This window comes from Streptomyces sp. KL116D (assembly GCF_030766975.1).
GTDB classification, from domain to species: domain Bacteria; phylum Actinomycetota; class Actinomycetes; order Streptomycetales; family Streptomycetaceae; genus Streptomyces; species Streptomyces longispororuber_A.
This window is the reverse complement of sequence record NZ_JASERH010000154.1, coordinates 1-12702: the sequence shown is the minus strand read 5'-3', so window position 1 is coordinate 12702 and position 12702 is coordinate 1. Positions and strand designations below refer to the sequence as shown.

Below are 12702 nucleotides of genomic sequence, written 5' to 3'. Positions count from 1 at the left end.
CCGCGGATCACGCGGGGGCGCCCGGGGCGCCGTTTCCCGGAGAACCCTCCTGTCCCGAACGCCCTTCCGCTCCAATGGAGTTCGGAGCATCCGGGCAACGCAAGGGAGGGCCGCCGTGACCGAGGCCGAGGGGCTGGGGACTCGCTGGGGCTGCGGTCGTCCCGGGAACGGACGTGTACGTGGACGTCCTGGAGAAGGCCCTCGACGGACCCGAGGCGCGGTCGCGCATCGGCGATGCGGCCCACCGTCACCAGAGCGGCCGTCCACCACGTCATGACCACCGATCCCGCGCGCATCGCACGGGCACTGCGACAGCGCCGGCGCTTCTTGGTCGCCGCCCGCCGCACGGAGGCCGTCGCCCTGCGACTGCACCGCCCGGTCGTGCGCGCCAGACGCTGGTTGCGCCGCGAGCGGCGGGAGCGGAGCCGCGGCCAGCTGCCTGCGCCCTGGTGGCGGGTCGGAACCCGCCGACTGCGCGGGCTGGTCGTGTGTGCCGTGTTCCTGGGCCTCTTCGTCCTGGGCCACAGCCCAACGGGACTGTTCCTGCTCCTCAGCGTGGTGCTCCTCGGTGCGATCGGCCTGTGGCGGACGGACCCGGGGGTCCGTGAGCGGCACGGCGACCCGGCCCGCCCTGTCATCCTCGGCGTGGGCACCGCCATCGTGGCCGGCCTCGCCGTGGGACAACTGCCGGGCTGGGTCGGCATCGGATTGCTGGCGGGCACCGGCGTCCTCGGCGTCACGGTGGCACAGCATCCGGCGTCCCGCGAAGGGCTGGTGCTCATGCGCGACGCGGCAAGCTGCCTGGTGGCCCAGACTCCGGTCCTGCTGCTGCGGGACGTTCAACTCGAATGCTGGAAACGCGAGTTCGGGCAGTCGGATCTCACGCCGGACGTCCACAACGCGATCTCGGAGCTGCTCGGTGCCGACCCGGACGCGGTGTGGATCCCCCTGGATCCCGCCGGCCTGAGCCAGGGGCACGCCGCCGAACTCGTCGTCCAGGTCGACTCCATGAAGCGCCTGGAGACGAAACTCGACCAGTTGCAGGGCGGTACGGTCGCAGTCAGCGGCCCCCGCGGCGCCGGCAAGTCGACCCTGCTGAGCAGCATCGCCCGCACCGACGACTTCTCGGTCCTGGTCCAGGCGCCGGCGGGCTACGTGGCGCACGACTTCCTGCTCCTGCTGTTCACCACCGTCTGCGAGCGGTACATCGTCTGGCGCGGCCACGAGACTCCCCGCTACGACGACCTGTCCAGGTTCCGCCGGGCGCTGCGCACCGCCACCGGCACGTCCCGCCGCCTGCTGGGACGTACGGCGACGCTGTTCCTCGCGGCGGTGCTGGCGATCTTCGGGGTGGCGCCCGGTGTGCGGGCTCTGCAGAACTGGAACGAGGGCGTTCTCGTCCACCGGGCCGAGGACGCGACAGGCGTGGTCCGGGAGGCAGTCGAGAACTCCTGGGCCGGAGGCCGGCCGACTGCCGCGCTCCTGACGCTCCTCGCCGCCTTCCTGCTGTTCCGGCTCAGCAGGGTGCCCTGGCTCGGTCCTGGGATCCGGGTGCTGTGGAACGCCGTCTGCGTCTTCGTCGGCAGTGCCCTCATGCTGTGGAGCGTCTACGACCTCCTGACCGACCCCGGCATCGCCCGGCACTGGTCGGACTTCGTGGCCAGCGGACCCAAGAACGAGAAGGGCCAGCCGGGAGGCGACCCGTTGGCCGCGCTGGTGGTGAGCTTCATACCGCTCCTGGTGTCCATGCACTGGTACGGGAAGTGCAAGGCCGTCACGCCCGAGGGCTGGCGCGGCTCGAAAGGCTGGACCGCTGTTCTGATCACCGTCGTCACGGGGATCCCGGGCATCGTCGTGCCTCTCGTGCTCCTGTGGAACAACGAGCACACCCGCGCCATCGTGCTCGACGCCGAGAACCTGCCCCGGTCGGCCCTCTTCGCCCTGGGCTGGGCCCTCATCAGGCTTCGGGTCCGGCTCCGCCCGCCGGCCCGGGTGCCGGACCTGGTGCAGGAGTGCCGGACCCAACTCATGCGGCTGCAGACGGTGCAGACGATGACCACGACCCTGTCGGGAACCGTCGCCCCCATGGTCTCCCTCGGCAGTTCGCACGCCGCCGCGGTCACCTCCGTGCCACCCCGCTTCCCCGAACTGGTCGAGGACTTCAGGGACCTCCTCGCGCGCATCGCTCTGGACGCGGACGAGAAGGAGAAGCGTGTCGTGATCGCGGTCGACGAGCTCGACCGTCTCGGCACCGACACCCGGGCGCTCGAGTTCCTGGGCGAGATCAAGGCGGTGCTCGGCATCCCGCACGTCCACTTTCTGCTGTCCGTCGCCGAGGACGTGGGCGCCGCCTTCATCCGCCGCGGCCTTCCGCACCGCGATGCCACCGACAGCTCGCTGGACGACGTCCTCCACGTGCAGCCCTGCACGCTGGAGGCCTCGAAGGCGATACTCGCCCGACGCGCCGACGGGATCCCCGAGCCGTACGTCCTGCTCGCCCACGCGCTGTCCGGCGGCATCCCTCGTGACCTGATCCGCTACGCACGCCGCATCGTGGAGATGCAAGCGCACACCAAGTCCCACGAACTGGCGACCGTCTGCCGACGCCTCGTGGTCGAGGAACTCGCCGACACCCTGGCCGGGTTCCGCATCCTGCTCGGAAAGCAGGAGTGGTCCGCGCAGAGCAGCGAGGTGCTCACTCGCTTCCGCGGTCTGACCACCCTGCTGCGGACCGTGGCCTCCGCGGCCGACGCACGTGACGGAGGGCTCACCGACGCTCTGCAGACCTTCGCCTTCCACCCCCTGCCGCCCGCCCCAGGTGTCCCGGAGGAGGCCGTCCGCCTGGTCGACGAGGCCACCGCGTACGCCTACCTGGCCCTGACCTTCCTCGACGTGTTCACCGGTCCGGCCTTCGGGGAGCGCCGCCGTGCGGCCGCCGCGTTCGGCCCCGACGGGGACCCGCACCTGCTGGCGGAGGCCCGGCAGGAACTCGCCGTCTCCCCGCACAGCGCCCGTACGCTCCTGGACGGGGTCCGCCGCGCCTGGAGTCTGCCGGTCCCGTTGAGCGAGCCGTTGCGGGTGGTCGTCCCGGCTCCCGGGGCGCCGACGGCCTGAACGCTCAGCCGTACATGGCGACCTCGTACAGCGAGGCGAGCGCGGCGTCGATGGGATGGGCCTGGGGCCTGCCCTCGGAGTCGAGGACGTTCCACCGCTGGAGGTTGACCGCGACGGCCAGTTGCCGCCGTCCGTCGGCGCGGGTCATGGCCAGCGTGCCGGCGCCCCAGACGGTGCCGCCGTGTCCCCAGAAGGTGGGCAGGCCGGGCACCGACATCGGGTACAGACCGAGCCCGTAGTCGATGACCTTGGCCTCCTGGGACACCACCTTGACGGTGCGCTGCATCTGCGCGAGCGACGCGGGACCGACGATCTCTCCGGCCAGCAGCAGCCCGAAGAAGCGGTTCAGGTCGGCGACCGTCGATATCAACGAACCTGCCGGCCCGACGAAGGACATGTCGAACTCGCTGTAGTCGCGCGGTGGTTCGTGCTTCCCGAACCACGACTCGTACATCCGCGCGTGCGGTCCCTCGATGCGCGGACCGCTCGGGAAGACGGTGTCGCGCAGCCCGGCGCGCTCGATGACGTCCCGGGTGATGTACTCCTCGGCGGGCATCCCCGTCACCTCGGCCAGGAGTTCTGCGAGCAGCAGATAGTTGGTGTTGGAGTACAGCCCGGGAGTGCTCCCCGGGGCACCGGCGGGCGGCGCCTCGACGCCCATCCTGATCAGCTCCGTGCGCTCGAACCGGGTGAACCGGTGGTCCTCCAGGCTCTGCGGACCGGTCCGCGCGAAGTCGAACTCGGCGAACCCCTCCAGTGAGGGGTAGACGTACGGCAGGTACTCGGCGAGGCCACTGGTGTGGTTGACCAGCATCCGGACGGTGATCGCGTCGCCGCGCGGACCGGGCACCAGCTTCGGCAGGTACCGGCCGACCGGCGCGTCGAGGTCGATCGTGCCGGCCTCGAACTGCCGCAGCACCGCGGCGACGGTGAACGGCTTGGTGACGCTGCCTATGCGGTGGCGCATGCGCGGGGTGACGGGGCGGTCGGTCCCGGTCTCGGCGACGCCGACCGCGCCGCTCCAGACCTGGTCACCGGCGCGCACCTCGGCGAACACGCCCGGAACTCCGGCGCGGTGGACGCGCTCCAGGGCGGCGTCCAGTGGTGCGGGATTCAGTTCGTCGCTCACGACAGGTGTCCTCTCGTAGGCCCGGGGCAGTCCCCGGCAGACTGATGTCCTCATTATGCACGCGGTGCGTGCAGCAGCAAGTGCACTATCGGGTGCAGAAGTGGGTGCATGGGCTAGGCTGAAGGCCGGCGAGAGGAGCGAAATGGCAGGTCGCAGACGCTGGACGACCGAGGAGATCCTGGACGCGGCCGCGGAGCTGCTGCGCACGAGCGACGCGGAGTCGTTCAGCGTGCGCAAACTCGCCGCGACGCTCGGCACGGACTCCTCCAGCCTGTACCGGCACTTCCGCAGCAAGACGGAGCTGCTGCGGGCGGTCGCGGACCGCGTCCTGGTGACGGCCATGGACGGCTACCGCCCCGAGGGCGACTGGAAGCAGCGCCTCACCGCCCTCGCCCTACGGGTGCGCGCGGCGTTCGCCGAACAACCCCAACTCGCCCATGCCTGGGGCCGATACGCGTCGGGCGGCGCCGGCTCCCGCCTCATCATGGAAGAAGTCCTGCAAGCCCTGCGGGAGTCGGGCCTCCCCGACGAGGAGATCCCGCGCCGCTACCACCGTCTCGTGGTCCTGATCGTCTCGCTGATCGCCTCAGAGGCCGGGGTGGGCATCATGACGCCGGAGGAGTACGAACAGGGCACGGAACTCTTCCGCGTCGCCGTCCTGGGCGCCGACCCCGACCGCTTCCCGGCCCTGTCCCACTTCGCGCGCGAGGTCCGCCCACTCGGGGAGGACCGCTCCGCGGCGTTCGAGGAGATCCTGGCCGGGCATCTCGAGGGGATCGAGGCCGCGATCGGGGTGGGGTGAGTAGATCTGTACGACCCCGGCCGCCGCCACTTGGGACGACCGGGGTATCGCCAGCCCTTGGACCATGCCCTTGCTCTACCGATTCAGCTGTCGGGGTGGCGAGACTTCACCTCTGTGTGGTTGGCGGCCTACGGTGCCATTAGGGTCTGACACTCTGACGTTGAGCGAGTTGCATACAGAAGCTCGTGCCTGTGCCCAGAGCTTGGGAAACAGCGTGATGTAGGGGAGTTGGGCGTCTGGCCTGCGGGGGAGTGGCCTGACGGCCCCTCGGCGGATGACTCGATGCACGCCGTTCACCGCGGCTTCCCGCCCGCCCTGGCACGGGTGCAGCACGCCTGGCAGGTTCCGTATCAGTGCCTGCGGTTAGAACCCGGCGCGCGGTCGGCTCAGGCTGGTCGCGTCTGGGTGACGCGCCACAGACGACGGGGCAGTTCGCCCTCCTCGAAGGAATGGACGTCTTCCAGAACCCAGCCGTCGGCGAGGGCGTCGACCAGGTCGCGTGGGAAGAAGTGCACGGCGAAGCCGCCCTGTTCCCAGATGTCGTCACCGTGCGCGATGCCCGTCTCGTAGTGGGCGTCGCCGGTGTGCCGCACGGTGTAGACGAAGGTGCCTCCAGGCCGCAGTACCCGACCGACTTCGTCGACGACGGCCCGGATCTCCCGCGTGGAGAGGGCCATGCACAGCAGCATGTGCGCGAACACGGCATCGACGGAATCGTCCGGCAGTGGCAGAGGCTCGCGGACATCGTGGACGGACGTGGTCACCTGACCGGCGATTCCCCGGGTGAGGGCGGCCTCGCGCAGCTGCTCCAAGCCGGTCGCGGAGAAGTCCGTGGCGTGGACGCTGAAGCCCTCGGACGCGAAGTACAGGGCATCGCGACCGTGGCCGGCCCCGAGTTCGAGCACGTCCCGGGCGTCGGCTTTCCGGAAGACCGAGGCCGCGTGACATGCCGGCCCGGAGGGTGCCTCGCCGTACATGCCCGGATGGGCGGAGTACGTGCTCTGCCAGTGCGCCTGCTGCGCGTCAGCCAGGTCGTGCGCGTCTCCTGCCATGGTCTTCGTCCTTTCGGCGCTGGTCAGCGGGACGAGTGTAGGCCCGGCGCCACCTGGCATCGCTCGACACCACTATCCACTGTTTCCTGAATTCAGGATGAGCTGTACTGTCGGGGGGTGCTGACCGTTGCCTCCGACATCGACGTGCTGGCCCGCTTCGGCCGCGCGCTCGCCGACCCGATCCGCTGCCGGATCCTGCTCGCACTGCGCCAGAAAGCGGCCTACCCGTCCGACCTCGCCGACTCCCTCGAAGTCTCCCGGACCCGGCTGTCCAACCATCTGGCCTGCCTGCGCGACTGCGGTCTCGTGGTCACCGTCCCGGACGGACGTCGCACCCGCTACGAACTTGCCGACGAACGTCTCGGCCATGCACTGGACGACTTGCTCGCCGCGGTCGTCGCGGTCGAGTCGGACAGGACCTGCCCCGACGCCGCCACGGAAGGCTGCTGCTGATGACCGCGATATCCCTCGGGCCGTCCCCGGCCCGCCGCGACGCGCTCACCCGCCGCATACGGCTGCTGGTCGCCGCGACCATCATCTACAACGTCATCGAGGCGGTCGTCGCCCTCACCGCGGGCAGCATCGCCTCCTCGACGGCCCTGGTCGGATTCGGGCTGGACTCCGTGATCGAGGTGTCCTCCGCCGCCGCGGTCGCCTGGCAGTTCTCCGCCCGCGATCACGCCGTGCGCGAGGCCCGGGAGAAAACCACCCTGCGGATCATCGCCGTCTCGTTCTTCGCCCTCGCCGCCTACGTCACCGTCGACGCCATCCGTGCCTTGGCCGGCACCGGCGAGGCGGAACGCTCGGCCACCGGCATCGTCATCGCCGCCCTGTCCCTTGCGGTGATGCCCTTCCTGTCCGCCGTACAGCGCCGCGCCGGCCGGGAACTCGGATCCGCCTCCGCGGTGGCCGACTCCAAGCAGACGCTCCTGTGCACCTACCTCTCCGCCGTCCTCCTGGTCGGCCTGCTGCTCAACGCCACCCTCGGCTGGTCCTGGGCCGACCCGATCGCCGCCCTCGTCATCGCCGTCATCGTCGTCAAGGAAGGCCGCGACGCCTGGCAGGGCAAGGGCTGCTGCGCACCCACCGTCGGTGTTCCCCTGGACGGCCCGGCAGCGGATGCCTGCGGTTGCAGACCGGGCTGCACGTGCTGTTCATGAACATCTCGTGGCCGCGTTGCACCTGCCACCGTCCGACCTGCGGCGAAGGGGCCTCACGACCCTCGACGCCGACGGCCCGGTGCACCGCAGTTCACCGTGGTTCCCCGCCCAACCCCGCACGGGCCCGGCACGGACCTGAGTGTGAGGCAGCCGACCCATGTCTCACCCCGGGTCGGCCTCTACCTTGCGGACGACCCCACCACTCGACAGGTTGCGCCCGTTGACTCGTAGCACTGCCGCGACAATGGTCGGATGGAAGAAGAGTCGGCGGTGCTGACGCCCGTCATCCTCGGCATAGACGATCTCCGTCCGCTGCCCTGGACCACATTGATCGCGCGAAGCAGCGCCGAAGGCATCGAGCTCCTGCAAGAGCACCGCGACAGCGTCATCGACGAACTCTGGCTGGACCACGACCTCGGCGGCGACGACAGCATCTTGCCCGTGGTGACCCTCATGGAAGAAGCCGCTTTCAACGGGCGGCCCTTCCGCATCGGCACGGTCTTCGTGCACAGCGCCAACCCCATCGGCTCCGAGACCGTCGTCAGGTCGCTCACGCGCTGGGGCTACTCGGTCCGGCGGGCAACGGTCTGACCCGGTAGTCGGTCGTCGGGGATCGACACTGACCGCCTCTGGCGGTGGCTGTTGGTGTCAGCCGGTGTTGTCAGACATCCGTGGTCGGTTTGACGTTCCCACCACCAGGAGAGGTGCTCCCACGTGAGCTTCCGCCCGCGAACCCAAGCAGGTAGGCAAGCACCATGAGCCCCAAGACCGCTGCCTCCTGAGCGAACCGGTGCCCGTCGAGCAACGGCCACACAGTGACCCTGCCGGAGATAAAGATCATCACCGTGATCCACAGGCCGTACAGCCTGCGTCTACCTGGCTTCTCAGCCATCGCTTCTCCCTTGAGCCGAGCATCCGTAGCTCGGTTGCTCTGGTGGACGGATCGCATACTGGCGTCATGCTCCCGCCCTTGCGATGCCGAGACTCTCGGCACACGAAGTACCACTTCATCGACCACGTGCTCGTGCGCTGTCCGAAGTGCGCCGGGATCGCACACGTTGCCCCGGCGGTGCCCGCGACCGATGGCTCGGTGCCCTCGGTGTTCGCGTGCCGCCGGCTCGTCTGTCGGGCGTGCGGCCTGACTCGGGATGCGGCCGGGCGCGGGTATCGGCTCTTCCGGGGGAGTGGTGAAGCCACAGATCCCTACTTCGGGCTGCCGTTGTGGTTGCAGGCGGAGACGCGGCACGGCTGGTTGTGGGCCTACAACCCGGAACACCTGGAGCTGCTCCGGCAGTTCGTACAGGCGCCGTTGCGTGAAAGAGCCCCGTGGGATGCGCCGGTCACGAAGATGACAGTCGTCGCGCGGCTACCCACCTGGATCAAGAGTGCAAAGAACCGAGGCGAGGTCCTGCGAGCCATCGACCGGATCCGGTCGACGCTCGCCTGACCACCTCACTCTCACACACACGTCATGGCAGGGCAGCCCGCACGACCAAGCCGTTCCCCACAAACCCCTACCCGTCCGCCTCCTCCACCGCCACCCCCGGCTCGCCCACCAGCACCAACTGGCTCACCGTGTACCGGTCGTACGTATGCAGCTCGACCCGGTACAGCCCCGGCGTCGCCGCCGTCACCTCGGCCGTCGGGCGGCCGTCGCGCATGCCGAGGCGGACCGGCCGCTCCGTGCCCGTCGCGGTGTCGGTCAGTGTGCAGGTCAGGCCCTGGAGCGAGTCGACGTGTTCGGCGGTGACCTGCCAGGGGACGCCCGCCTCCGCGAGGTCGGGGACGTCGAGGCCGCAGCCGGGCTCGCCCAGCGGGATGCCGAGCGGCAGGTCCTCCAGGAGGATGTCGGCGACCGCGTCCAGGGCGCTGTCGGCGCGCGCCAGGTCGCCGTGCTGGACGGGGACCGTCGAGACGTGGCCCGCGAGGGCGGCCGCGTCGCGGTACACCGTGCCGTCGCCGTGCGTCGCGAAGTGCCGTACCCGGCCCGCGGCGTCTCTGATGAGGGTGCCGTCACTGTTCGGCCGGGGACCCGCTCCGTACGGCGTGACCTGACCACCCGTCAACGAGAGGCTCTGCCACGTCGGTTGACGGGCGCCGACGACCGTACGGTGGTCCGGCAGCCGCACGTGCCGCTGGCTCTCGTGGAAGGCGAGCGAGTCACGGGCCAGGTCCGGGTGGCCGCCCAGCGCGGTGATGTCGCCGGGGGAGAGACGCCGTACGTCGTCGGCGTCGCGCAGACAGCGGTACAGCGGCAGCAGGTCGTGCAGGCCCGGCATCGTCGCGCACAGCGCACGCAACTTGGCGTGCGGCAGCGGAACCGGCGCGCCACGGCCGCTGTTGAGGATGACGGTGGCCTTCACCGAGCCGTGGAAGGGCGTGCCCAGGGTGACGACGGTACGGGTGTCGGCGGCCAGGTCGTCGGAGTGCGTGCCGTCCAGGGCGCTGCGCGTGACGAGCCCGCCCATGGAGTGGGCGATGAACACCAGCCGGGCGGGCCGCTCGTCGGCACGGTGGGCCAGCGCCGCACGGTGGGCCGGGTGCTCGCGCCAGGCGGTGAGGTGCGATCGGGCCCGCTCGGCGAGCAGCTTGCCGTTCGTGGCGACCGGCAGCCGCCAGTCGTAGGGGAACGGCAGGATCGCCGCGGGGTCGGCGACGTGTTCCAGCACGGTGTCGACCAGGTCGGTGTACGGCTCCTGGCCCCGCAGGTACGGCGTCCAGGTGCCGTGCCGCAGCAGCTGCGTCGCCGTCACCCGCCCCGTCTTCCCGGCCAGTTCGTCATCGGTCAGCCGGAGGTCGGCAAGCCCGTCGCGCCGGGTCCACGCTCGCAGCAGCCAGCCGGCCCCGGACAGACCCCACAGGACGTCGCCGGTCGCCGTGTCGCGCAGTTCGCTGCCCATGATGCCGGGAACGATGACGACCGCGTCCTGCGTCACATGCAGTGGTAACTCGCCCTCTCCGGAGGCGGAGCGGGAGGTGGAAGCCTGTCGCTGGGAGCTCATGAACGGGACAATAGGCAAGATGCACGAGCAACGGGGGCCGGTTGTGGCGGTTGCCGCCGAACCGGATGCACTGGAATGGCCGCACGGGCCGCTGTCGACGGGACCGCGCGGGCTGCTCGTCGGCCTGATCGTCCCGGACGGCGACCCGGCCTTCGACGAGGCCCTCCGCCAGCAGCTCGCCGCACTGGAGCTGTGGTGGCCCCGCTCCGGCGGCGAGTTCGGCTGGCGGATGTCGCAGAACCCGGACGGCACCCCGCTGTCGACGCGGCACGAGGTCGAGACGTACCTGGAGGCCAGCGGCGTGCGCGAGGCCGAGGCCGGGACGCCGCTGGTGCTGTTCGTCAGCGCCCATGGCATGACCGCCAAGTCCGCCCGCCACTACCTGCGCCTGCCGACCACCTCCGACGAACGGCTCCTCACCACCGCCGTCCCGACCTCCGGCCTCGCCTACGCGGCCCTCGACTCGCACGCCCACGACGTCCTGGTCATCCTCAACATGTGCGAATCGGCGGCCGTGCAGAGCGAACTCGTCACCCTCCAGGACGACCTGGACCCCGCCCGCAAGGACGAGGCCCGCCTCAACGTGCTGGCCACCACCGAGCGCGGCCGCCAGGTCCTCGGCCTGGAGCTCGCCCGGGTGCTGTCCCGCGCCCATCTGCTGGCCACCACCAGCGAGCAGATCGCCCACCCGCACCTGACGATGAGCGAGTTCACCCAGCTGCTCAACCGCGCCGCCCGGCTCCTGGAGGACGAGCGTCCCGTACGCCGCCGCGGCGCACGCCGGGCCGCCGCCCGCGTCAACATCCCGCAGCCGCTGCTCACCCAATGGCAGCACGAGCGCTCCCGTGCCCTGCCCAATCCGGGCTACGAGCCCGCGCCGCGGGTCGCCCTGGCCGAGGTCAGCGACGTCGCCGCGACCTTCGACGAGCTGGAGTACTGGCTGGAGAAGGCGAGCGGCCGCCTCGACAAGGCCGACGGCGGCTGGTACTTCTCCGGCCGCACCCAACTCAACCGGCTCCTGGTCGAGTTCATCCAGCGCCCCCGCGGTGCCATGATCGTCACCGGCGGCGCGGGCACCGGGAAGTCGGCCCTGCTGGGCCGCATGGTGACCCTCAGCGACCCCCTCTTCCGCGGCGAGGAACGCTACAAGACCGCGCTCGACAGCCCGCCCGACACGATTCCGCCGCCGCACGCGGTCAGTGCGGCAGTCTCGGCCCGCAACCACACCGCCGTGTCCGCGCTGCGCAGGATCGGCCGCGCACTGGGCTGCCGTCCGGCCGACGACGGCGACGAACTCGGCGACTGGCAGGCCGCGTTGGAGGAGTTCCTGGCCCGCCCCGGGCCACCCGTCACCGTCGTCGTGGACAGCCTCGACGAGGCGTACGACCCGACGCACTTCATCACCACGGCGCTCGCCCCGTTCGTCTCCGCGACCCGGCCCGAGGACCGCGCGACGGGCGGCGTGCCCGCGCCCGCCGTGCGGGGGCCTGCCCCCCGGCGCCGCCGGGTGCGCCTCCTCCTCGGCGTGCGCAGCGCCCGCCCCACCGCCCACGACGGCGCGCCCCGGCCGGCCGCCGCCGACCTGCTCGCCGAACTCGCCGACCGCTTCCCGCACGCCCGCACGGTGCGCTGCGACACCGCACCCGACCAGGACATCCGCGCCTACGTCAACGTCCTCCTGCGCGACCAGGAGAGCTGGAACGCGGCGGCCGTGTCCCGGGCCGCGCTGGAGGTCGGCGCCCGCGCCGACGGCTCGTTCCTGCAAGCCCGTCTCGCGGTCGAGCAGCTGCGCGCCGAGGGTCCGCGGCTGCTGACCGACCCGGCCTGGCTGGACCGTGTCGCCGACGGCATCACCGGCCTGCTCAGGACCGACATCGAACTCGCCGTCGCCGCGGGCAGCGGCCTGACCGCGGTCGAGGCCGTCGGCCTGCTGCGGGCGAGCGCGTTCGCGCTGGGGCGCGGGGTCGCATGGGGGGACGTGTGGCCCGCGCTGACGCACGCCGTGCTCCAAGCGCCCCTGCGTGACCCCGACGAGAAGATCCGCCAACTGCTGAAGAGCCGCCTTGCCGGGTATCTCACCACTGACCACGAGGACGACCGCGTGGTCTACCGACCCGCCCACGAACAGCTGGCCCAGATCCTCCGCCACTGGCCGGCAGCCTGGAAGTGCACTCCGTGACGGACCATCACCCCACCTCGCACGACGCCACGTCGTGCGCGGCCGACGCCTGCGCGCCGGTGGCGCCCCGTGCGCCACACCGGACGTTGCCGTTGCCGCAGCCGTTGCCTCTGATGCCGCCGCCGCTGTCGCTGCCGTGCGCCCGTTGTCGGAGGTGCGCCGCGGGCGGCTGTCGTCGGTTGTGCGCCGTGGGCGGCCGCGCCATGACGGCCACCCGCGGCCCGTTCCGGATGTCGCCGCCGACCGCGCCGACCGCGCCGACCG

Annotated in this window: 11 protein-coding genes; 7 read left to right on the top strand and 4 right to left on the bottom strand. The window is 71.1% G+C overall.

Annotation, left to right across the window (positions count from 1 at the left end; genetic code table 11):
• The first annotated feature begins 273 nt into the window (after nucleotides 1-273).
• A complete protein-coding gene (locus tag RBJ77_RS60870) occupies nucleotides 274-3114 on the top strand; it encodes a P-loop NTPase fold protein (protein ID WP_372352776.1) in 2841 nt (946 codons plus the stop codon).
• A gap of 4 nt (nucleotides 3115-3118) precedes the next feature.
• On the opposite strand, the gene RBJ77_RS60865 is transcribed toward RBJ77_RS60870, so the two are convergent.
• Entirely contained in the window at nucleotides 3119-4297 is a 1179-nt protein-coding gene (locus RBJ77_RS60865; RefSeq protein ID WP_372352775.1) for a serine hydrolase domain-containing protein, read from the bottom strand.
• Between the two features lie 88 nt (nucleotides 4298-4385).
• On the opposite strand from RBJ77_RS60865, the gene RBJ77_RS60860 reads away from it, so the two are divergent.
• Nucleotides 4386-5045 (top strand): TetR/AcrR family transcriptional regulator, encoded by a 660-nt coding sequence (locus RBJ77_RS60860; RefSeq protein ID WP_372352774.1) that lies wholly within the window; start codon nucleotides 4386-4388, stop codon nucleotides 5043-5045.
• 386 nt (nucleotides 5046-5431) lie between these two features.
• Here the strand turns inward: RBJ77_RS60860 and RBJ77_RS60855 are convergent, their stop codons facing one another.
• On the bottom strand, nucleotides 5432-6097 hold the full coding sequence (locus tag RBJ77_RS60855) for a class I SAM-dependent methyltransferase (RefSeq protein WP_372352773.1): 666 nt from the start codon (nucleotides 6095-6097) through the stop codon (nucleotides 5432-5434).
• 117 nt (nucleotides 6098-6214) lie between these two features.
• On the opposite strand from RBJ77_RS60855, the gene RBJ77_RS60850 reads away from it, so the two are divergent.
• From RBJ77_RS60850 to RBJ77_RS60835, 4 genes are all read left to right on the top strand, one after another.
• Nucleotides 6215-6550: an ArsR/SmtB family transcription factor gene (locus RBJ77_RS60850; protein WP_372352772.1), complete on the top strand. Its 336-nt coding sequence runs from the start codon at nucleotides 6215-6217 to the stop codon at nucleotides 6548-6550.
• The gene (locus RBJ77_RS60845; RefSeq protein ID WP_372352771.1) at nucleotides 6550-7257 is read left to right on the top strand and encodes a cation diffusion facilitator family transporter; all 708 of its coding nucleotides are present in this window, start codon (nucleotides 6550-6552) and stop codon (nucleotides 7255-7257) included. Before RBJ77_RS60850 ends, RBJ77_RS60845 begins: the two co-directional genes overlap by 1 nt.
• 252 nt (nucleotides 7258-7509) lie before the next feature.
• Complete coding sequence (locus tag RBJ77_RS60840; protein ID WP_372352770.1) at nucleotides 7510-7848, top strand: cyclic-phosphate processing receiver domain-containing protein; 339 nt, start codon at nucleotides 7510-7512, stop codon at nucleotides 7846-7848.
• Between the two features lie 367 nt (nucleotides 7849-8215).
• A complete protein-coding gene (locus RBJ77_RS60835; RefSeq protein WP_372352769.1) occupies nucleotides 8216-8704 on the top strand; it encodes a hypothetical protein in 489 nt (162 codons plus the stop codon).
• A 67-nt stretch (nucleotides 8705-8771) separates the two neighbouring features.
• Here RBJ77_RS60835 and RBJ77_RS60830 read toward each other — a convergent pair whose 3' ends face one another.
• Nucleotides 8772-10193 carry a hypothetical protein gene (locus tag RBJ77_RS60830; RefSeq protein ID WP_372352768.1) on the bottom strand — a complete coding sequence of 474 codons (1422 nt, stop codon included), beginning with the start codon at nucleotides 10191-10193 and terminating at the stop codon, nucleotides 8772-8774.
• 85 nt (nucleotides 10194-10278) lie between these two features.
• Here RBJ77_RS60830 and RBJ77_RS60825 point away from each other — a divergent pair, with 85 nt between their 5' ends.
• Complete coding sequence (locus tag RBJ77_RS60825; RefSeq protein WP_372352767.1) at nucleotides 10279-12438, top strand: hypothetical protein; 2160 nt, start codon at nucleotides 10279-10281, stop codon at nucleotides 12436-12438.
• Between the two features lie 7 nt (nucleotides 12439-12445).
• Here RBJ77_RS60825 and RBJ77_RS60820 read toward each other — a convergent pair.
• Nucleotides 12446-12702, bottom strand: a 257-nt coding sequence (locus RBJ77_RS60820) for a hypothetical protein (protein ID WP_372352766.1), incomplete at its 5' end; no start/stop codon positions are given.